The organism is Streptomyces sp. NPDC006463 (genome assembly GCF_042870715.1).
Classification (GTDB): Bacteria; Actinomycetota; Actinomycetes; order Streptomycetales; family Streptomycetaceae; genus Streptomyces.
Genome location: NZ_JBIAHP010000004.1, coordinates 181714 through 204336, shown reverse-complemented (window position 1 = coordinate 204336; position 22623 = coordinate 181714). Strand labels below are relative to the sequence as shown.

Genomic DNA, 22623 nt, shown 5'->3' with positions numbered 1-22623 from the left:
CCGTGAGCGGGCATCGTGGTGTCCACAAGGGGCCGCACCGGCCCCGCCCCCCTCGACGAAAGGAACGGCCATGAAGGCCCTGCTCTGGATCCTTCTCGTGGCGGCCGTCGCCGTGAACGTCTCCACCAGCTTCGCCTTCGACGGCGGCAAGCAGATCGCCATCAGCGTCAGCACGGGCACGGTCGCCCTCGCCTCGGCCCTGACCCTTTTCCTCCTCCGCACCAAGCGCCGCACAACCGCCTGACGGCGGCGGCCCACGCGGTGGAGGCGGGAACCGGCAGCGCTGCGCGGCGGCGTCTGCGCGGCGCGAGCGACGGCCCGACCGGGTTTCCGGCAATCGGGCCGTCGCTCCCGTTCGTTCAGCGCAGGGACACGAACTTGGCGATGCTCGGGACCCCGTTCTCGTCCAGCAGGAAGAGCATGTAGTGGCCCGGAGGGGCGTCGTTGGCGGAGGGCGGGGCCTGGAGCCCGATCGTGTTGCCCTCACGTTGGACGATCCGCAGTTCCAGATGACGCTGGCTGGTGTTGACCGCGTGGGTCGCCGTGGTCGGCGCCAGCAGGACGGCCTTCTTGACCTGACCCGGGGTCGAAGTCGTCACCTTGAAGCGGGAGTCGTAGCGGACGGGGCCGCCGGGCACCTGGTCGAGCCTGGGCCGGGCACCCTGGTGGAGGTAGGCAGGCTCGAAGATCTCGATGCTGCCGTTCATGTCGTCGTCGATCTTCGGGTCGTTGGCGAGCTGCTGGAGTTCGTCACCCGTGACCATGATCCGGCCGTCGGGCAGCACGACGGCGTTGGAGTGGTAGCCGCGCGGCAGCCGCTGCACGGGCCCGAGCCGCCACTCCCCGAGCGCGTTGCGGGTCTCGATCTGGCGGTACTTGAGATCGGCCTTGGGGTTGTAGTCGCCGTTTCCGTAGTCCCGGATGCCGTGGGCGCCGTTGACCGTCAGCAGGCTCGCGTCCGGGAGGAGAAGGGTGTTGTCCTGGGTCCGGCCGAAGGCGCGCGGCTGCTTCTTCTCCCACGCCCCGTTCGCGAGCTGGTAGGTGTTGGGGTCGTCGCGGTCACCGCCGAGGATCAGTACGGAGTCCGGGCCGCGGAATCCGGCGGGCAGCGCCACCGCGGAGCCGTAGCCTCGGTGGACGCCGTCCGGACGGGCCGGAAGGTCCGCGCGCGTCTCCGCGACCGGGTCGAAGGCCCACTGCCGGGTGGCGTGGCGGCCCAGGCCGTACACCTTGCCGTCGCGCAGGGTGAACAGGTGCGGGTAGTCGCTGTCCTCGCCGAACGGGGCGTCGACGCGAAGGGTGTCGGTGGGAACGTCCCGCGGGACCACGGTCTTCTCGAACGGGACCGGGTGGCTCTTGGCCGGGAACCGCTCGACGACCGAGGTGGAGGTGCCCCATCCCTTGTCGGTGTGGCCGGACATGATGAGCAGCCGCCCGTCGGGGGCGGTGGCGACGGTCGGGTACCAGCGGCCGACCGCCATGTCCTTGTTGACCGACCACTTCTCGGTCCACGGGTCGAAGACGAGGGACAGCTTCGCTCCGGCGCCTCCGCCGTAGCCGAGGTTCCCGCCGAAGACGCCGAGCATGCCATTGGGCAGGAAGGCGTGCCCGGCGCAGAAGAACGGGGCCGGGCGCTTCACGTCCGTGCCGTCCGGCACGACCAGCTCGGGCGGGGTGACCTTTTTGAACGCCTCGGGGCCGGTCCCCTTCCCCGGATCCCACAGGAAGGCACGGCCGGCGTTCTCCGGCCCGAGCGTGTTGGTCGGGGCCGGCTCCTCCGTGGGATCGGTCTCCACGCGCTCGAAGGAGAACATCAGCACCTTGCCGGTGGGCAGCATGGCGATGTGGGCGGCGAAATCGGGCGACTGGAAGTACTCCGCGAACTGCCCGTACACCTTGGGGTGGAACTTCGAGTTCGCCAGCTCCTGGGACCTGGTCAGATCGCTCAGGCTCTCGATCCGCGCCAGCTGGGAGTAGCCGCCCAGAGCCTGGGCCGCGGCGCGGATCTTGGCATGTTCCTGAGCATGCTCGGCCCCCAGTGTCGCCGCCTCGGCGGCTTCATCGGGATGACCGGCCGCGTCATGGGCGGAGGCCGGGACGGCGGCGACGAAGAGGGCGGTGGCCGCGAGCGCGGATAGCGACGACGCGAATCTCTTGGAGCGGTGCCTGCGTGACATGTGACTCCTCACCTGTGAGACGTGCGGACAGGCGGCGAGCCTGCCGGTGGGTGATGGTTACCCACAGCGACAGATGTATGACGATATACACGCAGCGTGCTTGTCGAAAACCGGGCGCTCGGGGCACAGCCATCGGTGTCACGGACCAGCACCAACCTGCCGACACGCCGACCCCGCGGCCCCGGCACGGTCCCCCGCACGGCCGTCACTCTTCGTAGACGAACACGCCGCCCGCGCCGAACGGACGGACCGCCCCTGACAAGGCGTCAACCGTCGTCGGCGGACCTTGCCCGGCGCAGCCGGCGGCGGGTGCACCCCTGCCCCTGGACCAACCTGATCGTTTCCTGCCGATCTCGCGAACACGCTGCGTAGGCTGGCCCCCGAGCCGTGATCGCTGCCGGTCGGTACCAGAGGGGGAGCAATGCAGGCGAAGGAAACCCTGTTCGCCGATCTCGTCCAGGGAAGGGCCCAGCAGTTCCAGGTGCCCCTGTACCAGCGGACGTACTCCTGGACAGACAAGCAGCTGAGCCAGCTGTGGAACGACATCCTGGAGCAGGCCGAACTCCTCGGGTCCGGGGAGTCGGCCAGCACCCACTTCCTCGGTTCCGTCGTGCTCGCGCCGTCGCCGCAGAACGAGGCGACGTTCCCGCGGTGGCTCGTCGTCGACGGTCAGCAACGGCTGACCACGCTGTCCCTCGCGCTGGCGGCGATCCGTGACCACGTCGCCGGTGCCCACCCCGACGAGGCTGAGCGCATCGAAGAGGAATACCTCGTCAACAAGCGCAAAACCGGCGACGACCACTTCCGGCTGCTGCCGACCCAGGCCGACCGGTCCCGGTTCGCCGCGCACATCTGCGGCGCCGAGGCGACGCCGGCACTCTCGGGTGGCGTCGCGAACGCCTATCAGTTCTTCCGCCGGAAACTCGCGGCCGTCGGCGATCCTGCGGCTGCGCAGGACGTCTTCCGCATCGAGCAGGCCATCACCTCACGCCTCACGCTGGTCGCGGTGACCGCCGAACGCGGCGACAACGTGCACCGCATCTTCGAGTCCCTCAACAACACCGGCCTGAAGCTCAGCCAGGCGGACCTGCTGCGCAACTACCTGTTCATGCGACTGCCCACCCGAGGGGAGCACCTCTACGAGTCCCGCTGGCTACCCCTGCAGGCAAGTCTGGGCAATGACGAGCTCGAACAGCTCATGTGGCTCCAGCTCGTACTCGACGGGGACGACCGGGTCCGCCGCCAGGACCTGTACACGGCCCAGCAGCAGCGGTTCGAGCGTGGGGAGAGCGACGAGGCTGCCATCGAGGCGTACATCCGGGAACTGCACCGGCACAGCGTCCTCTTCCGGCGGATCCTGCACCCCGAGGAGGAACCGGACCATGCGGTCCGTGCCCACCTGCACCGCCTGAACAACTGGCAGGCCCAGGTCACCTATCCGGCGCTGCTGCTGCTCCTCGACCGGCGCGAGCAGGGGATGCTCGACTCCTCCGAGACGGCCCGAGCCCTGTCGTACATCGAGAGCTTCCTCGTCCGCCGGATGATCTGCAGGGTGCCGACGAACAACCTCAACAGGATCTTCCAGTCCCTGCCCGGACAGCTTCCGCGTGATCTGCCCGTGGCCGACGGCCTGCACCAACTCCTCTCCGCCGACAACCGGTTCTGGCCCGACGACGGCGAACTGCGCGAGAAGATCCGGACGGCGCCGTTCTACCAGTACGGACGCTGGCACCAGCGCAAGGCGGTGCTCCAGCGCCTGGAGGAGAGCCACGAGCATCCCGAACCGGTGGACTTCGCCGCCGCACAGCTCACCATCGAGCACGTCATGCCCCAGTCACCCGGCGACGAGTGGCTGCGCATGCTGGGCGCGGACACGGTCGACGGGGAGAGCGCGGAGGACCTGCACGCCAGGCTGCAGCACACCTTGGGGAACCTGACGCTCACCGCGGTCAACTCGGAACTCTCCAACCGCCCCTTCGAGCGCAAGCAGGACCTGCTGGTCGGCAGCCACTTGGAGATGAACCGCCGGATCGCCGCAACCGCGAGCTGGGGCTCGAAGGAGATCCTGGCCCGCGCCGACGAACTCGCCGACCGCGCCGTCGGGCTGTGGCCGGCCCCGCTGCCGGGAGCCGGCCGGGCCGAGCGCAGCCGGGACTGGCAGCTGATGCACCAGGTGCTCGCCGCGCTCCCCCACGGAACGTGGACCTCCTACGGCGACCTCGCGGCCTTCATCGGGTCCGGCGCCCAGGCCGTCGGCAACCACCTCGGCGGTACCGCGGGCATCCCCCGTGCGTACCGGGTCCTGACGGTCGACGGGAAGGTGGCCGACGGCTTCCGCTGGGCCCCCGGGGACGCGGGCGCGGACGTCCGCGCCCGACTGACGGCCGACGGCATCCACTTCACCGGGAGCGGAGCCGCCGACCCCGCGCAGCGCCTCACCGCTGACGACCTCGCCCTGCTGCTCGCGGGTAACGACGACGAGGCCGACGGCGAGGCCACCGCGCAGCACTCCGGCGAACCCGGCCAGGACGACCAGACGCGGGCCGGAAGGTTCTTCCGCCAGCTGGCCGCCGACGACTCCCCCGAGACCGTCAAGGCGGTCCACAGCCTCTTCGCCCGCTGGGAGGCGCTCGGCGGCTGGATCGGCCACGGAGCGGGGCGCGTCACCACCAGCGCCTTCCTCATGCTCGGCAAACCGGGCACCGCGGGCCGCGGCATCTGGCCGCTCACGCTCTACCCGGGCAGCGGGCGCGGCGGCACGGCGGAGGTCGTGTTCCAGTACCTGGCCGCCCGGGACCCGTTCACCGACCGCGCCCTGCGTGCCGAGCTCCTGCGTCGCCTCAACGAACTGGACGGCATCGAGATCCCCGAAGGCAAGCTGGAGCTGCGCCCGAACATCCGGCTGTCCCTACTGGAGAACGACCTCAACCTCGAACTGCTCGCCAAGACCTTGTCGTGGTTCAAGGACCACTGGGACCACCGAGCCGCGTCCTGAGGATCGAGCGGGGACAGGCGGCCGAACAGCCACGTGCCCCCGCCCACCAGTCCGCCCTGCCCTACCGGCGCGACACCATGAGCCGCTGGCTACGGTGGAACGACGACCTCTGGTACAACACCGCCCACGGTGCCGGGGTCGCCGCCTTCGACGACGGCCTTCCCAAGCCTCTGGTCGTCCTCCCTCTGCACCGGCCTGCGTCAGACCATGCCCTGGGTGAGGGCGACGGAGTCGGGAACGGCGACCACTTCGGGCACCGAGAGCGGCATGACCCCGAGGATCTGCCAGGTGACGTACTCGGCCGACATCATGGCCCCCTCCTGCCAGCCGGGCAGCGGGGAGATCTGGTCTCCGGTGACGAAGAAGGCGTCACCGCCCTCGGGCTGGAGCAGCCGCCGGTACGCCTCGTAGTGGCTTTCCTCCGACGGGTCCCAGGCCGCCCAGCCTCCGAGCTGGTAGGGCACCTTGTGCCAGGCGATGGTGACGCCCTTGTCCTGGGGCACGAGTTCGTCCTTCCCGAACTCGGGATGCAGTTCCATGGCGCCCTTGCGGGCCAGGTTCAGCCGTTCCTGGACCGGCAGTTTGCCGAGGAACTCGGCCTTGTCCTTGAAGTTGTAGGCGCCGGTCAGCGTCCCCTTGTGGGAGAAGTAGTCGTTGGACGGGTACCACATCTGCGTGATGTTGTGGGAAGTCCAGCTGATCCCACCGTAGATCGCATGGCGATCACCGACCACACCCTCGAAATCGCCTTCCCAGAAGCGCTCGTTGGCCTGCCAGCCCACCTTGCAGGTCTTCGCGAACTCGACGGCCTCGATCGCGCTCTCGAACTCCTCGGAGAAGCCGGTCCGCCCGATGCCCTTGAGTACCGGAATGGGGATGTTGCTCACGCAGTAGCGGGCCTCGGCCTGATGGTCCTGGCCGCCCGCGCGGTAGGAAACCGTGACCTCCGGCCCCTCCTTCAGGATCGTGATGTCGGTGACCTCGGCGCCGAGCACGATCTCCGCGCCGGCGAGCCTGGCCTGGTGCGCCAGCGCATCGACGATCTTGTCCATGCCGCCGACCGGCTGGAACATCGTCGCCTGCCACAGATAGTCGAGCGGCTGGTAGAAGCTGGCCTTCCAGAATCCGGACTCCACCAGCTCCTCGAAGGTCAGCGGCGGGGCCGGCACCGGGAACGGCTCCTCGATCACCGGGTCGTAGAGGTACCCGGACCGCTTGGCCTCGGAGTACTTGCCGTCGATGTCGAGCGCCCCGAAGAGCCGGAGGAGATCCCGTACCTCACCGGTGAACGCGTCCTTCGCCACCAGTGTCTCGGCGAGCTTCGCCGCGATGTGACCGCGCGTGTCGTTGGCCACCCGCCGGTTGGGCCAGGCCTTGTCGGACTTCGGCGGCCGGACGAGGTTCGCCGTGGTCTCCATGACGTACGGCTCCAGCGCCACCTTGAACTCACGGCAGTACCTGAGCACCCGGCGGTGGTGGTACGGGATGCGGCCGGGCCCCAGGTTCAGGTACAGGCCGTCATCGAACCGGCAGGTATGGGTGTGGACGGTCTTGCCCGTCTTGTCGTCGATCTCGTAGAGCTTGTCGCCCTTGCGCGCGGTGCGGTTGCGCCCGCCCACCCTCTTCTGGGCCTCCAGGACGGTGACGTCGAAGCCGAGCTTGCTCAGCTCGTACGCCGCGGTCAGCCCCGCGACTCCGGCGCCCAGGATCAGTACCTTCTCCCCCCACCTCACGGTTCCGGGGACACTCAGCGGGCCGGACATCCCGGTCGCAGCAGGACCCGCGGCGCCGATCATCGCCTGGTGCAGCGCCTGCGCGGCCTTCGGGGCCGCTGCCAACGCCCCCTTGTGTTTGGCACTGGTCATCGCGATACCTCTTCTCATCGAGCACGGATGGAAAACAGGCACTGCGCGCACGCGCCAGTACGAACAGGGCGAACGCCCCGACCCCCGGCCGGCGCGCACAACAGCCCGTCAGGCAACGATGCTTCAGCATCCGGCGGGGCCGCCTCAATGCCCGGCCCGCCTGTTCACCCATCCGGTCCAGCCATCGATACCCCTGCTGACCAGGCAAAACCATTCGCCCGCCACACGGCGGGGTCCACAGCCGGGGCCGGGAGGCGGGCGCACCCGTGACGCAGGCGTGGCTCACGCCAAAGAAAACCGCCTCCCGCCCCGGGTCGTACCCCACGTGGTGGGCCATCGGATACACATCCCAATGCCCGGGGCCCACCAAATACAAGGTCAGAGCGTCTTACTCGGCCCTTCGGCCGGGCAGCCAGGCCCTCGGAGCGTCAAACGAGCGTCACGAGCCGAGCCCTGCCCAACCCGCGTCGGCAGGCGCCCAGAGCTGGATGGCGAGTCTGGGGCCGCGCGAGACACCCGTGTCGCTGGAGTTGCTGTTGGTGAGCGCTCGGCGGATGCCATGGTCACCCATAAAGGTCGGCTACGAGGGCGTGGTGATCCGTGCGGAGGCTGGCCGAGTTCTTGACTCACAGGCGATACGAGAAGCGCAGCGCACCGCCTTCCTCCCGGTACAGATCGCGGCCTCGCGCGCTGAAGGGATTGGGGAGCATCGCCATCCGGAGCCGGGCAGGTTCCAGCACCGACGTCACCATGAGGATCCGCCAGCGGTCGCTGCCGGTGTGCCGCTGAGCCGCCCGGACTTCGCTCTCGCCGAGTTCGATTTGGCCTCCCTCGCCCTGACTGGCTTTGACCTCGAACAGCAAGGGCTGGCGGCCAGTGCCGACACAGAAGTCGTACCCAAGCCCGTCGTCTCCAGGGAGTCCGGGGAAGAATTTCCTGCGGTTCGTCGAGACCCAGCTGGTTTCGTTCGCAGACGGGTAGTGACGGCGAAGCCACTGGTAAGCGAACCACTCCCCGGCGTAGCCGATCGCTTCTCGTTGCACGGCCGACAACCTTCGGGGCTCGCTGCTGCCCACGCCACCACGGCCGCCGGACGGCGCTTTCCGTCTCCCCGGATCCATGGGAGTCAGTGAGGCAAAGACGTTACGACTGCCGAGGAGCTGCGGATCATCGTCGAGCGCTCGCTGCAGTTCGGCAGTCAGTCCGCCGAAGTCGCCGGTGCACACATCGACCTCCTTCCCGCCGACGGTGACGATCCGCTGGCGGCGCTCGCGCTGTGCCTGTGCCGAGTCGGCGGCCCTGCGGCCGTTTTCGACTTCAGCGGCTGTCACACCATGGACCGCGGGGTCTGCACTGGCAGGCATGCCAGCTGGCCAGTGCCCAAGTGCCGAGAGCCAGGCGACGATGCTCTCCGATTCGAGAAGACGGAAGTCCAGCGCGCCGACCCCGTCAAGTAGTTCGGTCACCACCTCCGCTGGATCGCTGTGATCCAGTGCAGTCGGCAGCGGACGGCGGCAGGCACGGACCAAGGCGACCAGGTCGGGTACAGCTGTCCTGATGGCCGCTCGGTTTCTGGGAAGCAGGGTTGTGTAGGCGGGGAGGCCCTCTCCCTCCGCGGGGAGTTGCGAACCCAGCTGCTCGGCGAGGACCTCCTCCACGCGAGCGCGTACCTGCTCCGGTGTCGCCGTCTCCAGCGTTGTATTCCAATCCGCAGGAGGTTCGATTCCTTCGAGCGCACGCAACTGCCGCCAGTCTGCCTGGGCTTCACGGGCATCGAACCGCCCGAGCCGAGCCCGCCGGAGACGGTCGAGAAGTGCTCCCCGATGCAGTAGCAGATGCTTCTGGATCGCCTCCCGGTGGGCGTCGGCGTGGCTGATCACGCTGTGCGCAGGAGCCAGCCCCGCCAGGGTGGCATTGAACTCCGCGAACCCGACGCCGAGCGCTTCCCGCAGTTCGTCGGTGTCGCGTGACCGGCGTGCCTCGGTCAGGAGCGCGCCAGCCTTCACCGGCAGTTCCGCCGTGTGGAACTCAATCGCTGCCTGGAACTCCCTGGTGTCGCGGGGAGGCGGTTCAACGAGGGCGTCGGCCCGCTCGCGGCCGAGGAAGTGAACCAGGAACGGGTAACAGCGGTGGACGACAGCGGCAGTGGTGCCTTCGAGGCGCTGCACGCTTTCGGCGAGTTGGTGCGAGGAGAGGCCGAGTGCCTGAGCAAACTCTTCCTGCCCCGGCTCTCGGAGATCGGCATGCAGGTGCTCAAGCTCGCGTGCCGCCAGCCGCAGCCGGACGCCGAGATCGGGCCGGCCGATCAGGTGAGCGACGGGTTCGGCGAGCCGCGCCACCGCGTTCCAGTCATCGGGCTGGGCCCGGCCCATGAGCAGGGGGCGGTGGTCGTCGGGCAGCGGCAGGATTCCACCGAGCCGGTCCGGCAGCGCTACCTCTTCCTCATCCAGCCGGATCTCCAGCGTCCGGTAGGTACGTGAGCCGATCCGCCGAATGCCTGCGACCAACTCCGCCAGGGACGCCTCGGTCGGCCGAATCCCTTGGGCACTATGGTCGGCCAGGGCCGCCAGCGCCATCGGCAGCCACGGCAGGACGGTGACCAGCGGTGTCCCGGTTTCCGACCGGTCCAGTGGCTGTTCATCGACGAAGACTTCCAGCCGGGCCTCGTCCACGTGACGTACCGACCGCGCTCCCCCACGCACGAGCAGATCGACGACCTCCCGGGCCAAGCCCGGTACCACGAGCAACGGACGTTCCATCTCCTGGGCGATGCGTGCCTTGACGCCTGCCCGTTCGTCTGTGACGTAGAGCGTGCTGTTCCCGTCACAAAGGCCGGCGAACGGCACGGCGATCAGTAGCTCTCCCGACTCCGCGAGCAGGGCGCCGCCGGCAAAGGGCAGGCTGCTGGATGCGGTGTTCGTACGGGCCCGGGTGACCAGAGACCGCCACGCGTACTCATTGGCGCGTTGCAGCGCGGGACGGCCTTCGGACCCGACCGCACCCTCGGCGACGAAGTCGGCCAGGGCCGCGAGAAGTCTGCCGCTGTCCCGGCCATCGTTCCAGGTCGGAAGACCGTACGACCGCAGCTGCGCCACCACCTCCGGGGATTCCAACAGGGAGCTCACCTGCCGAGCGATCGTCGGGGCGAATAGGGGCTCCTCCTCCATACTGGGCGGGCAGTGCCAGGCTTCCCTTGGGCGTACGAAACGCACCGCGCGGCCCCGGCCGCGCACCGGAAGCCAGGGCTGCTCCCGTACAAAGGCGTCTAATGGCGTCGGTACTTTTTGGGGATCCTTGTTGCCAGACCGGTCCCTGAACCACGTGCTGGTGAAGCAGTTGGCGGACCATTGCGGCAGGCCGTGCAGCACGAGCCGGGCGAAGGCGAGCCGGGCGGGCTCGCTTAGTTGGTCGACGGTCTCCTGGCCTGGGAGCCGGTAGGCCGGGGTTCCCTTGTACGGCGTGTAGGGGTACTGGGCGGTTCGCCCGTCCCGGTGAATGTGCGGCTGCCATTGCTCCGCGACGGCGACGGGCACCTTCGCCATGTGCACCAGGTCGGCCGGTGTCAGTCGCCATCCCTCCGCCGTGGTATCGGCGGCAGGTGTGCAGACCGGACGAAAGCCGTCGGTGACACCGAGCTCGCCGAGAAACGCCCGCCAGTCGGCCTCTGCCTCCCCACGGCGAAGGAGCATATCCGGCGTCGCGACGAACTGCCGGGCGAGCGAGCGCAGGGACACGCTCTCCTCACGCCCCTCTTGCGCCACGCGCGCCAGGTCCTCTCCCATGGTGCCGGACCAGCCCGGCCCGAACTTGCCACTCGCCGCCGGGATGAGCGGGCCGTCCGCCGACGGCACGTAGAGACCAAGGTCACGCAGGCGCAGCGCACCAGAGGACTGACGGGAACGGTGCAGGTGGAAGACGAAGCGTAGGGCTTGAATGCGCAGCTTTTGGTCCTTGCTGCGCGAAAGGGCATGCCGGACGTGCTCCAGCAGGCCTGCCGCGTCGAACCGGCGTACGAGACGATGCTGTTCCAGGAAGAGGCGGGCCTGTTGCCGGCGCACCTGCCCTTCACTTTCGATCCAGGTCAGGCCCGGGTGCAGATAGAACAGCCGCTTGCTCAGGGACGCGGGCACCGCCAGGTCGCTGGCGGCAGCAGCAGCGGTGGAGCCAGAGGGTTCGGAGAGCCCCCGGGCTGGCGGGAAGAACGCCTGGCGCCGGGACCGGCGAAGCTCGTTGGAAGGGACGTGATCGACCGCTGCCGCGCCGTTCATACGCTGCAACGTCCCGTCGGCCGCCAGCAGCAGTTTGCGGCCTTGGAGTACCCGGCCGCGGCCCTCGAAGAGGTGGGGCAGATCCGCGTAGACGCCGTCCCACACGTCGACGGGCTCGTCCGGTCCAGGCAGAGGAAGCGTCGCCGCGATCCGCTCGACGTGGCTGGCAAGCTCCTCCGCCGACGGTTCCAGGGGGCACCGCAGGGCTTCGCAGAGCTTGGCCAGGCGGGTGCGCGGCCCGCGCGGCAGAGCCGTGTCGACCACCTCGACGTCGGCTTCGCATGCCGCCCGCGCGGTGAGCACTGCCAGATCGGCCTCAGGCCACAGGACAGCGGCTCGCGGAGATCCCCACGCCAGCGGGGATCCGGCAGGGCCAGCGGGGCCGAGCACCGGCGCGATCGGCGTGTCGGCGAGTTCACGCCCCAGGGTCCGCCGCGACGCAGCGGCCACCCGCCCGGCCCACTTCGGGTGCCAGCTCACCAGATCCACCGCCAATCGGGCGGCATCCGGTGTCTTGCTGCCCCGCAGCGCTGCGGCGGCGGTGAGACAGGTCTCTGCCGCGGCATCAAGAAGCATGGTGTTGAGTGGGTGTTCGCTGTCGTAGCCCGTGCGGTCGGTCTTGGTGTAGAACGGCGCGTTGAGATGGCCGGCCAGCGGAGCGATCACATCGTCGCCGAGCGGCAAGAAGGTGTACACGCGCCCGGGTGAAGCCGACACGACCGGCAAAGCGATCTCGATGACGGCGGGTGTGGACCACTCGGTCCAGGAGTCGTCCAGCCCTTCGTCCTCGACGGCCTCAGCAACCGTGGCGCGCAGTCTTGCGGCAGGCACCGTACCGCGTGCGAGCACAAATCGGCCGATCGGGCCGAGATCAACCTGCGCCAGCGACACGGCCGGTGCACCGCCCGCAGCCGGAACGTTCGGCACGGCTGACAACCGCTTCTCGGAGCGCGTCAGTTCGGTCCGCTCCTCTACATCACGCGCACGCCGTTCCAGCACCAGACACTCAAGGCGCTCCAGGAACAGCATGGCGGGAGCGCCTGAGCCGACCAGCTCGTCGATCCGCCGCCGCACCTCGCCGCGTGCCGTCGCGCTGCGCAAGGGCAACCGGATCACGGTGACATGGCCGGCCAGGGCCAGCTTCGCGCAGTTCTCGGGGACATCGGAGACCGGGAACGGGAGCTGGAGCGGCGGGAACTCCTCGGTCGCCCGGCGCACAAGCTCGGCGTCCGCCAGCAGCAGGCTCAGGTCGTCGGGCGTGGTGAAGCGGAAGCAGTAGCCGTCCAGGACGGCCGGGGTGCCACCGTCAGGTCTGGCGCTGTAGATCTCGGGTGCGGCACTGATCTGCAACACGCTGCGGAACCCGACGCCCTTGTTGCCGATTCCCTCGCCCACCACCTTGTCACTGCAGGAGAGCTTGGTCACCGAATCCACGCCGTCCCAGGTGAAGGGGTTGCCCGCGTTGGCGACATAGAGGGTGCCGTGCTCGCCCTCCTCCTCGTCGAGCAGGATGTGCACCTGCCCTTCGTTCCGTTCACCGGGGTGGGCGTCATGAGCGTTCTGCAGAAGTTCCAGGAGGAAACGGCCCCTGTAGTCGCGAGTGGTGCTCCGGGAGAGACCGCGCAGTTGCTTGCCCGGCTTCCACCTACGCGTGTGCTGCCACTCGCCCAGCACTTCCCGGGTGTAGGTCATCAGTTGTGCGGCGAACTCGCTGCCGTAGCCAACTGAGCCATCGGCCCCCCTGAGTCCCCACGCCTCTTCAAGCTGACCCGAGTCGACAGCAGCCACGCGTTCCCCCCTCTGCCCTATCTATGCGGGGACTCTAGCGAGGAGTTCAGGCAAGGCGGGCGGCCTTACGAGAAGCATGAGCAGGTCGACTCGAGACCCGCAGCAGGACGTCTCGGCTCCCGATGGGCCAGCGGTCGGCGAGAGAACCGCAATCACAGCACCAACGATATGAACCAACGTGAAACACCCGACACTCCGTCAGAGTGTGAGTCATTGCCTCCTCTCCTGCGGGCCCTCGCGTTCGAGACCGTCGCCAAGGACGCCAGAATGATCGCCGCCGGGCTCAACCAACCGGTGGCGACCACTTGGGACTTTGGCATCTCGTTTCCCAGGTCAGCGACGCGGTCTGCAGGATCTCTCCCGGCAGCGACGCCAGGCGCCGGGCACGAGGTGTCCGTAGATGTCGACGGTGACCTTGATGGACCGGTGGCCGAGCCGCCGGGCGACCCCAAGACACCCTCAATGCATCGCGGACTGGTCGCGCAGACAGACGGGCAGATAGACGGCGTAAGTGCCGGTGATCCCGGAGACGTCGGCGGTCTCGGTGGTCCAGGTCTGCCGGCCGCCGGTATTGGACACGGGGACGCCGGCGACCGCGGTGCTGGAGAGGGGGTCGAGCCGGACCTCGATGCGGCCTTCGACGCCGCAGGCCACCCGGACCTTGAACTGTTGCTGCTCGCCGGGAGACCCATTCACAGCCCGGTAGCGGTACTCGGCCAACTGCTGTACATCATCACCGGGGAACTTCACCCGTGAGAGATTGCGTCATGTCCGGTGCCGCGTTCGCTGCCCCTTGCTGACAGGTGTCTGCGACGTAGGCGTCGAGGAGACCTGCTCGGAGAAGAGGCTTGCTCCCTCTCGCAGTCCATGGATGAAGCCGGCGACCGCTGCTCGCTCGCGGGCAGGCATCGCCTCGACCGAAGAGAGGATCCATGCTACGTCGGGCGAGATGGCCTCAGAGTTGGTCCTCGCCGTCGGCTCGGACGGAACAGGTCGAGCCACGGGTTCCGGGCATGCGAATGTGACCATCAGCTCAGGGGACTTGTTTGACTCGTCCCCGTCCGAAACCTTTGTCCGCAGTTCGATGATGACTGCCGCGAGGCGCCCGTCAATAGGGTCGCGGAGGCCGATCTCGTGTTTGTAGCCAACCTTCCAAGAGTCGCCCAGTAGGCGCACCAGGATCTTGCAGATCGCCTCGGCGAGGGCGAACAGCTCCAGTGAGGGCTCGTAGAAGTCCTCGTTCGGGGTCCAGGCCCCACTGGCGTCGCTACGGGCTTGGTGATGGTCGAGCTCTGCCTGAGGACTCACCTCACCCTCCCGCCACCATTGGGGGACCGGCAGCTCTTCGGCCCAGATATCGATCCCGATCATCCCCTGCATCGCCCACCAGAGCTGAAGCAGAGCATCCTCGTCGAGCTCCAGGGCGACGGCGTAGCCACGGACCATCGCCTCGGTTCTGGGCGGACGGCTGCCGCTTTCGGCCATCGAGACAGCGGCCACGGAGAGCTTGGGATCGAAGAAGCTGGCGACATCGGCTTGGGTCTTCGACCAGCGTTTGCGCGCTGCCTGCAACACGCGACCGAAGGCCACCGCCGAACTGGATCCTGCTTTCACTTCACCGACTCCTCGTGAACCGTGTAGCCTGCGTTTCACATCACCAGCAATTCGTGAAACCTACCACGATGCGTCTTCTCGATCCGCGAGTGCGACGCAGTCACGCCCGCAGGAGAAGGGAAGTTGCGCATGAACCGGCAGTTCACGATCGACCTCGTCACGGACGCCCGAGTCTTCGCCGAGAATGCCGAGCAGGTAACCCAAGACCTCCGTCGGACGGTGGCCACGGTCGAGAGGGTCGTCGATGACCTCAAGGGCTGCTACGAGGTCGTGTCTCCACTCGTCAAGTGGGTCAGGTCGGCGCTGGCCAGCCCTCCCGCCAAAGCCCAGGTGGTGGTCTCGACGGAAGAGTGAAGTTCCCGCCCGCTGAGCTGGACAGCCTGATACGCATCCGAAAAGTTCAAGAGGATGCCGGCGGTGGCTGGCTAGACGGTCTCCCAGCGCCACTCCAGCGTGGAGAGGCACCCGGCGTGCCTCCGGTGATCCCAGGGTCTGGCTCCCTTCCCTCCCTCATATTTGGCACATGCCGTTCGCCAGCCTCCAGAGCTCCCTGCGGACGCCGTCACATCGACGCTCACCATCGACCGGTCGATCCGGCCTTCCGCGTCGGCATCAGCCAGGACGGCCGCGAAGCTCCTGCCCCAGGTGCCGTCAGCCGACCAGCGCCTGTGCCGTTCGCACACTGTCTCCCAACGACCGAAACGCGCAGGTAGATCCCGCCATGGCACCCAGTGCACTCGGTACAGGATCCCGTTGATGACCTTGCGGTGGTTGGCCCAACGGCCGCCGCGCTACCCCGGACTTCGGCAGATGCGGTTTCAGCCGGGCCCACTCCTCATACGTTAAGCCTCCCCGCCCCACGCTCATGCCAACGGCCCCAAGCCGCGACGGTCACATGACCCGCCGGACAGGCCCGCGGCTGAGAGCATGCCCATCAGGCATTCGCACGGTGGGGAGTTCAGGTGCCACGAGAGCTCAACAAACGGCAGCAGCAAGTGCTGCAATGGGTCGGCCGAGGCTGCCCTGACGGCGTGTGGGAAGGAACCGGGCACAAACTCAGCTGCCAAGCCCTGCACAGCCGCGGACTGGTCAAAGTCTCCAGGCGTCAGGGACAGTGGTCCGTCGCCCTCACCAAGGCCGGCCAGCAATACCTGGACCACGGATCCCATCCGCCCGAACAACCTCGCAGCAAAGACACCGCACCAGCGCCGCAGGCTGGAATCCAGTCACCCGACGTGGCCAAGAACGAGAAATCCGGCGTCAAGGCAGTTGCCCCCGTGCCGGTGCAGCAAACCAGCTCCCTTCCACGGAAGAAGACCAAGACCGTCACGGAGCAGCTCTTGGAGGAGCTCGCCGAAGCCGGCGGCCGCGTCGTCAAATGCGAAGCCAGCGGTCGGGAGACCGAGAAATGGCCGATCCGTGTTGCCGCAGCACGCCGGTCGGGAAAGATCCCTGAGACCAAGAAATTGCACGCTGGCTGGTGCCCCGACGGATACGAAATCCGGCTCGTCGACACCCCCGCCTGGCGCCTGGCCGTACTGCCACCCGTCCCCGTACCGGCACGGCTCACCACTCCACACCCCGTGGTCAAAGCTCTGCAGGCGCACCCCCAGCCCATGGCGCTGACCAAATCTGTGCAGGGCAGAGCCTTCCGCCTCATCCACGCGCTGCTCACCGCAACGCAGAGGCTGGGGTGCGCCATCGCATTCGGCACAGCCGAGAGCGCACCGGCACCGCATCGCCGGCGAAACGGCCCTCCGCACTTCACCATCACAACCCAGGGCCAGAGATGCGATTTCCTCATCCTGCAGGAACAGGACCGGGCCGAACACATCCCCACGAAGAAGGAACTCTCGGACGCCGAGAAGCACTCCTGGGTCAGGATTGCTCGGTACGACCACTCCCCGGCTGAACGCCTGAGGATCTGCATCAGCGGCGGGTCACGGCATAGGGCCGACGAGTGGGCCGACACGGCCGCACGCCCTCTTGAGGACCAGCTCGCCGAAATCGTGCAGGAAGTGGGACTCCGGGGGGAAGCTGCCGAACGCAAACGGCTGACCGACCTGGAGGCCGCGCGGGAGAAGCGGCTCCGGTGGGAAGCTGCGATGGAACAAGCAAAGATCGACTACGCCGAGACAGTTCGCGTCCAGCGACTCGAAGCACAAGAAAAGGCATGGCGTCGCGCAGTGGGCCTGGCCGAGTACATCGACGCCCTCTACCTCCACACACAGACCCTGCCGATTGGTCCGGAGAGGGACGAAGCCGAGGCATGGATCGTTTGGGCCTCAGGCCACGTGCAGCGCCTGAACCCACTCAACGGGACGCTCCGCCTGCCGGATATTCCCGAACCTCGCGCCGATGATCTGCGGCCATTCCTGCACGGATGGAACCCCTACGGTCCCGGCTTCTAGCAGCGAGCCCCCGCCAAGCAGTCACAGAGCATATTCGGAGGAGGAAGGCGGAGCGCGAGTCTGAGAGCGACAGACTCGGCCGCTCACTACAAAGAAGAGCGCCTTCCGCAGCAAGATCACAATCTGCCGCGGAGGCGCCCATCCTTAGCTGACTAGACGTCAGGAATCGTTGACTGTGTGCGTCAGGCGTGCGTCACGGCGTCAAATCAGCGTCAAGATATCGCCCACAACGCACACAGCGCCCATAACGCACACTGCCCTACCCCGCAGGTCAGAGGCCCTTGGCGATGGGCTCAAGGATCGCCACGCACTCCACGTGGTGCGTCATCGGGAAGAGGTCGAAGACGCGCAGGGTGCGGACCTTGTAGCCGTGCTCCTTGAAGTAGCCCAAGTCGCGGGCCAGGGCCGCCGGGTCGCATGCCACGTAGGCGATGCGGCGGGCCGAGAGGCCCGCGATGTGGCGGACCGTCTGCTTGCCCGCGCCCGCGCGGGGCGGGTCCAGGACGACCAGGTCGCACTCCGTGATGCCGGTCTTCGGGAGGACCGTCTCGACCTTGCCCTGCTCGATGCGGACCCGGGGGAAGTCCTCCAGGTTGTGCCGGGCGTCCTCGACCGCGCGCTTCGTGGACTCGATGCCGAGCACCGCGCCCGTGTCACCCAGGCGTTCCGCCAGAGCGCCCGCGAAGATGCCGACGCCGCAGTAGAGGTCGAGGGCCATCTCGCCCTTGCGCGGCATCAGGCCCTGCATGACGGCCTTGATCAGGGTGTCGGCGGCCTGCGGGTGGACCTGCCAGAAGCCGCCCATGCCCACGCGGTACGTACGGCCGTCCGCGCGCTCCCGTACGAAGGGGCGGCCGTGGACGCGGTGGACCCCGCCGTCCTTCTCCTCGACCCGCAGGACCGAGACCGGCTTGTCCAGCTCGACGAGGGGAAGGCGGCCGCCGGGACGCGGGGTGAGGACGACCTGGCGGTCGTTCGAGCCGGAGGCCGCGATGGCCTCGACGGTGGCCATCTGCGGCCAGTCCTGCTTCTCGATGCCCAGCTCGCTCACGCCCGGGGCCGCGATCATGCAGTGGTCGATCAGTTCGATGTCGTGCGAGCGGTGCTTGCGCAGGCCCGCGTTTCCGTCCTCGTCGATGGCGAACTGCACGCGGGTGCGCCACTGCGGGACCTGCCCGGCGGGCAGCTTGTCGCCCTCGGCCGGCATGACGGTGCCGTCCCAGCCGGCTTCCTCCGGGGTGAGGCCCGCGAGCCGCTTCAGCTGCTCAGCGACGACCTCGCCCTTGAGCCGGCGCTGGGCACCGGGCTTGGCGTGCTGCCAGTCGCAGCCGCCGCACTTGCCGGGGCCGGCGTAGGGGCAGGGCGCCTCGACGCGGTCCTTGGAGGCCTCCAGCACGGTGATCGCGTCGGCGCGCAGGAAGCGGGAGTCCACGTCGCCCTCGGTGACCTTCGCGACGACCTTCTCGCCCGGCAGGGTGTGGCGGACGAACAGGACGCGGCCTTCGGCGGTCCGCGCGATGCAGTGGCCGCCGTGCGCGACGGGGCCGACCTCGACCTCGTACTCCTCCCCGACCAGTGACTGCTTCTCGTTCTGCTCGGCGCTCGTCATGGTGGGGAGACTCCAAAAAACTGAAACGGGGAACGGCCGGACGACCGACCCACCAGTTTACGTGGATCTCGTCCGGCCGTTCGCCAACCCTGTCCGGCCGCTATATCGCCGCCGGTGCGTCGCCGCCGGTGCGTCGCCGCCGGTGCGTCGCCGCCGCTACTTCCCCGCCGCTACTTCCCCGCCGGGGTCTTCGACCGCGGGGCGTCCACCGGGCCGCGGCGCACCGCGCCGGGGGCGTTCCACTCCGCCCGCTTCTTCGCCCGCTTCTTCGCGAGCTCCGAGGACTGCAGCTGGTAGGGCACCGAGGTGACCATGACGCCGGGGGTGAAGAGGAGCCTGCCCTTGAGCCGCAGCGCGCTCTGGTTGTGCAGCAGGTGCTCGTACCAGCGGCCGACGACGTACTCGGGGATGTACACGCTGACCGCGTCGCGCGGGTTCTCGGTGCGCAGCCCCTTCACGTACTCCACCACGGGGCGGGTGATCTCCCGGTACGGCGAGTCGAGGATCTTCAGCGGGACGTTGATCCCGCGCCGCTCCCACTCCTCCTTGAGGGCCTTGGTCTCGACCTCGTCGACGTTGACGCTGAGCGCCTCCAGCCGGTTGGCGTGCAGCAGCTTGGCGTAGGCGAGGGCCCGCAGCGTGGGCTTGTGGAGCTTGGAGACCAGGACGACGGAGTGCACGCGCGAGGGGCGCACGTACTCGTCGGGGCGCTCCTCGGCGGCGGCGATCTCGGTGGCGACCCGGTCGTAGTGCTTGCGGATCGCCGTCATCGTGCCGTAGAAGATCACCATGCCGAGCAGGGCGACCCAGGCTCCGTGGGTGAACTTGGTGGCGAGGACGACGACCAGCACGAGGCCGGTGAAGAAGGCGCCGAAGGCGTTGATCGCGCGGGAGCGGATCATGTGGCGGCGCTTGGCGGGGTCCTTCTCGGCCTTCAGGTGACGGTTCCAGTGCCGCACCATGCCGGTCTGGCTGAGCGTGAAGGAGACGAAGACGCCGACGATGTAGAGCTGGATCAGCTTCGTCGAGTCGGCCCCGTAGAGCCAGGTGAGCAGCGCGGCGGCGCCCGCGAGGAGCACGATGCCGTTGGAGAAGGCGAGCCGGTCGCCGCGGGTGTGCAGCTGGCGCGGCAGGTAGCGGTCCTGGGCGAGGATCGAGCCGAGCAGCGGGAAGCCGTTGTACGCCGTGTTCGCGGCGAGGAACAGCACGAGCGCGGTGGCCGCGGCCAGCATGATGAAGAGGAACGAGCCGTCGCCGAAGACCGCCTCGGCCACCTGGGAGATCACCGGGTTCTGGACGTAAGCGGGGCCGACCGGGGTGCCGTTCACCAGCAGGTCCGTGGCCGGGTTCTCGGCCATCCTGACGTCGGTGACCATGGCCAGGCCGATGATGCCGCAGAACATGGTCACAGCCAGGGCGCCCATCAGGGCCAGCGTCGTCGCCGCGTTCTTGCTCTTGGGCTTGCGGAAGGCCGGTACGCCGTTGCTGATCGCCTCGACGCCGGTCAGGGCGGCACAACCGGAGGAGAAGGCGCGAAGGAGCAGGAAGACCATCGCGAACCCGGCCAGCCCCTCCTGTTCCGGCTTGATCTCGAAATCGGCGGTCGGGGCCTTCATGGTGTCGTCGAGCACGATGCCGCGCCACGCACCCCACGCGATCATGATGAATACGCCGGCGACGAAGACATAGGTCGGAATGGCGAAGAGCTTGCCGGATTCCTTCATGCCGCGCAGATTCAGCAGCGTGAGCAAGAGGATCGTCCCGACGGCGCAGGCCACCTTGTGCTCGACCACGAAGGGAACGGCCGAGCCCAGGTTCTCGACGCCCGAGGCGATCGACACGGCGACGGTCAGGACGTAGTCGACGAGCAGCGCGCTCGCGACGGTGAGACCGGCCTTGGGCCCCAGGTTGGTGTTGGCGACCTCGTAGTCGCCGCCGCCGCTGGGGTAGGCGTGGACGTTCTGGCGGTACGAGGCGACCACGGTGAACATCAGCACCACGACCGCGACGGCGATCCACGGGCTGAATCGGTACGCCGACACGCCCGCGATCGACAGGACCAGCAGAACCTCGCCCGGGGCGTATGCCACGGAGGAGAGCGGGTCGGACGCGAAGACAGGGAGGGCGATCCGCTTGGGAAGGAGAGTTTCCCCGAGGCGGTCGCTGCGTAGCGCCCGGCCGATCAGGATCCGTTTGGGCAGGTCGGTCAGTTTGGACACGCAGAGGATCGTAAGCGTTCGAAATCCGGCTGACGAACCCCCCACCCCTTCCCGCCGCAGTTCACCACCGACTGCACACCAAGGGGTCACACTGATGACCGCCCGTGTGTAGCTTGGGCCATGGTCTGAGACCCTGTTAAGCCAGAGCATGCAATGAGGCTGGAAACCAGCGAGCGCTGACAGCCGGAAGGACGGCCGTGCACATCGTCATCATGGGCTGCGGAAGAGTGGGCTCCGCCCTCGCGCAGACCCTGGAACAGCAGGGGCATACGGTCGCCGTCGTCGACCAGGACCCCACCGCATTCCGCCGGCTGGGAGCCGGTTTCGGCGGCCGCCGTGTCACCGGGGTCGGCTTCGACCAGGACACCCTGCGCGAGGCGGGAATCGAGGAGGCGGGAGCCTTCGCGGCCGTCAGCAGTGGTGACAATTCCAACATCATCGCCGCGCGTGTCGCCCGTGAGATGTTCGGCGTCGAGAACGTCGCGGCCCGCATCTACGACCCCAAGCGCGCCGAGGTCTACCAGCGCCTCGGCATCCCGACGGTCGCCACGGTCCGCTGGACCGCCGACCAGATGCTGCGCCGGCTGCTGCCCTCGGGTGCCGAGCCGCTGTGGCGCGACCCGAGCGGCGGTGTGCAGCTCGCCGAGGTGCACACCTCGGCCGCCTGGATAGGCCACAAGGTCAGCCAGCTGCAGGAGGAGACCGGCGTCCGCGTCGCCTTCCTCACCCGACTGGGCGAAGCCATGCTGCCCACGTCGGCGACGGTCCTGCAGGAGGGCGACCTCGTCCACGTGATGATGCGCACGGACGAGATCGACAAGGTCGAGGCGGCCTTCGCCGAGGGGCCTGAGGAGGCACACGCATGAGGGTCGCGATCGCCGGAGCGGGCGCGGTGGGCCGCTCCATCGCGGGCGAGCTGCTCGAGAACGGCCACGAGGTTCTCCTGGTCGACAAGGCCCCGACCGCCATCTCGGTGGAACGGGTACCGCAGGCCGAGTGGCTGCTGGCCGACGCCTGCGAGATCACCTCGCTGGACGAGGCTGCGCTGCAGCGCTGCAACGTCGTCATCGCGGCGACCGGTGACGACAAGGTCAACCTCGTCGTCTCGCTGCTCGCCAAGACCGAGTACGGGGTGCCGCGCGTGGTGGCCCGCGTCAACAACCCGAAGAACGAGTGGCTCTTCAACGAGTCCTGGGGCGTCGACGTCGCGGTCTCCACGCCGCGCCTGATGTCGGCCCTCGTCGAGGAGGCCGTCAGCGTCGGCGACCTGGTCCGGCTGCTGCGCTTCAGCCACGGCGACGCCAACCTCGTCGAGCTGACCCTGCCGGCCGACTCCTCGGTCGCGGGCACCCAGATCAGCGAGATCACCTGGCCCGAGGACACCTCGCTGGTCACCATCATCCGCGGCAACCGGGTCCTCACCCCGCACGCGGAGGAGACCCTGGAGCCCGGCGACGAACTCCTCTTCGTGGCCGCCCAGGCCCGTGAGGAACAGCTGGAGGACCTCCTCCAGGCCCGTCGCTGAGGAAGCGGACAGACACCGAAGGGGGGGGGGGGGGCCGACCGGGCCCCCCCCCCCCCCCCCCCCCCCCGGCGGGCCCCCCCCCCCCCCGGGGGGGGGCGCGGGGGGGGGGGGGGGGCCCCCCCCCCCCCGGGGGGGGGGGGGGGGTAGGGAGG

At 68.5% G+C, this 22623-nt stretch carries 13 protein-coding genes and 1 pseudogene; 6 read left to right on the top strand and 8 right to left on the bottom strand.

Features of this window, described 5'->3' with window-relative positions:
- Positions 1-70 precede the first annotated feature (70 nt).
- Positions 71-244, top strand: coding sequence for a hypothetical protein (locus ACFYOB_RS10065; RefSeq protein WP_388557214.1), 174 nt, complete (start codon positions 71-73; stop codon positions 242-244).
- A gap of 115 nt (positions 245-359) precedes the next feature.
- On the opposite strand, the gene ACFYOB_RS10060 is transcribed toward ACFYOB_RS10065, so the two are convergent.
- Complete coding sequence (locus ACFYOB_RS10060; protein WP_388557211.1) at positions 360-2177, bottom strand: galactose oxidase-like domain-containing protein; 1818 nt, start codon at positions 2175-2177, stop codon at positions 360-362.
- Positions 2178-2598: 421 nt separating this feature from the next.
- On the opposite strand from ACFYOB_RS10060, the gene ACFYOB_RS10055 reads away from it, so the two are divergent.
- A complete protein-coding gene (locus ACFYOB_RS10055) occupies positions 2599-5172 on the top strand; it encodes a DUF262 domain-containing protein (RefSeq protein WP_388557208.1) in 2574 nt (857 codons plus the stop codon).
- A gap of 200 nt (positions 5173-5372) precedes the next feature.
- Here the strand turns inward: ACFYOB_RS10055 and ACFYOB_RS10050 are convergent, their stop codons facing one another.
- The 4 genes from ACFYOB_RS10050 to ACFYOB_RS10035 form a co-directional block, all read right to left on the bottom strand.
- Positions 5373-7037 carry a flavin monoamine oxidase family protein gene (locus tag ACFYOB_RS10050; RefSeq protein ID WP_388557205.1) on the bottom strand — a complete coding sequence of 555 codons (1665 nt, stop codon included), beginning with the start codon at positions 7035-7037 and terminating at the stop codon, positions 5373-5375.
- A 626-nt stretch (positions 7038-7663) separates the two neighbouring features.
- The gene (locus tag ACFYOB_RS10045; RefSeq protein WP_388557202.1) at positions 7664-13093 is read right to left on the bottom strand and encodes a sacsin N-terminal ATP-binding-like domain-containing protein; all 5430 of its coding nucleotides are present in this window, start codon (positions 13091-13093) and stop codon (positions 7664-7666) included.
- Positions 13094-13552: 459 nt separating this feature from the next.
- Positions 13553-13843 (bottom strand): carbohydrate-binding protein, encoded by a 291-nt coding sequence (locus ACFYOB_RS10040; RefSeq protein ID WP_388557199.1) that lies wholly within the window; start codon positions 13841-13843, stop codon positions 13553-13555.
- Between the two features lie 15 nt (positions 13844-13858).
- Positions 13859-14707, bottom strand: a complete 849-nt coding sequence (locus ACFYOB_RS10035) for a hypothetical protein (RefSeq protein ID WP_388557196.1) — start codon at positions 14705-14707, stop codon at positions 13859-13861.
- 129 nt (positions 14708-14836) lie between these two features.
- Here ACFYOB_RS10035 and ACFYOB_RS10030 point away from each other — a divergent pair, with 129 nt between their 5' ends.
- Entirely contained in the window at positions 14837-15061 is a 225-nt protein-coding gene (locus tag ACFYOB_RS10030; RefSeq protein WP_388557193.1) for a hypothetical protein, read from the top strand.
- A gap of 137 nt (positions 15062-15198) precedes the next feature.
- Here ACFYOB_RS10030 and ACFYOB_RS10025 read toward each other — a convergent pair.
- Positions 15199-15568, bottom strand: a pseudogene (locus tag ACFYOB_RS10025) (transposase); the annotation flags it as partial.
- A gap of 101 nt (positions 15569-15669) precedes the next feature.
- Here ACFYOB_RS10025 and ACFYOB_RS10020 point away from each other — a divergent pair.
- Positions 15670-17118: a hypothetical protein gene (locus tag ACFYOB_RS10020; RefSeq protein WP_388557190.1), complete on the top strand. Its 1449-nt coding sequence runs from the start codon at positions 15670-15672 to the stop codon at positions 17116-17118.
- A 271-nt stretch (positions 17119-17389) separates the two neighbouring features.
- Here ACFYOB_RS10020 and ACFYOB_RS10015 read toward each other — a convergent pair whose 3' ends face one another.
- Positions 17390-18727, bottom strand: coding sequence for a class I SAM-dependent RNA methyltransferase (locus tag ACFYOB_RS10015; protein WP_388557188.1), 1338 nt, complete (start codon positions 18725-18727; stop codon positions 17390-17392).
- Between the two features lie 170 nt (positions 18728-18897).
- Positions 18898-20946, bottom strand: a complete 2049-nt coding sequence (locus ACFYOB_RS10010) for an APC family permease (protein ID WP_388557186.1) — start codon at positions 20944-20946, stop codon at positions 18898-18900.
- A 197-nt stretch (positions 20947-21143) separates the two neighbouring features.
- Here ACFYOB_RS10010 and ACFYOB_RS10005 point away from each other — a divergent pair, with 197 nt between their 5' ends.
- Together ACFYOB_RS10005 and ACFYOB_RS10000 are read left to right on the top strand one after the other, a co-directional pair.
- The gene (locus ACFYOB_RS10005) at positions 21144-21812 is read left to right on the top strand and encodes a TrkA family potassium uptake protein (protein ID WP_266614489.1); all 669 of its coding nucleotides are present in this window, start codon (positions 21144-21146) and stop codon (positions 21810-21812) included.
- Positions 21809-22471, top strand: coding sequence for a TrkA family potassium uptake protein (locus ACFYOB_RS10000; RefSeq protein WP_328928088.1), 663 nt, complete (start codon positions 21809-21811; stop codon positions 22469-22471). The genes ACFYOB_RS10005 and ACFYOB_RS10000 overlap by 4 nt, the downstream gene beginning before the upstream one ends.
- The last annotated feature ends 152 nt before the right edge of the window (positions 22472-22623 follow it).

What these genes read in the sequence shown, in the direction of transcription:
- ACFYOB_RS10015 (WP_388557188.1), bottom strand. Translation starts at nt 18,727, where the DNA reads ATGACGAGCGCCGAGCAGAACGAGAAGCAGTCACTGGTCGGGGAGGAG.
- ACFYOB_RS10030 (WP_388557193.1), top strand. Translation starts at nt 14,837, where the DNA reads ATGAACCGGCAGTTCACGATCGACCTCGTCACGGACGCCCGAGTCTTC.
- ACFYOB_RS10055 (WP_388557208.1), top strand. Translation starts at nt 2,599, where the DNA reads ATGCAGGCGAAGGAAACCCTGTTCGCCGATCTCGTCCAGGGAAGGGCC.
- ACFYOB_RS10050 (WP_388557205.1), bottom strand. Translation starts at nt 7,037, where the DNA reads ATGACCAGTGCCAAACACAAGGGGGCGTTGGCAGCGGCCCCGAAGGCC.
- ACFYOB_RS10000 (WP_328928088.1), top strand. Translation starts at nt 21,809, where the DNA reads ATGAGGGTCGCGATCGCCGGAGCGGGCGCGGTGGGCCGCTCCATCGCG.
- ACFYOB_RS10065 (WP_388557214.1), top strand. Translation starts at nt 71, where the DNA reads ATGAAGGCCCTGCTCTGGATCCTTCTCGTGGCGGCCGTCGCCGTGAAC.
- ACFYOB_RS10060 (WP_388557211.1), bottom strand. Translation starts at nt 2,177, where the DNA reads ATGTCACGCAGGCACCGCTCCAAGAGATTCGCGTCGTCGCTATCCGCG.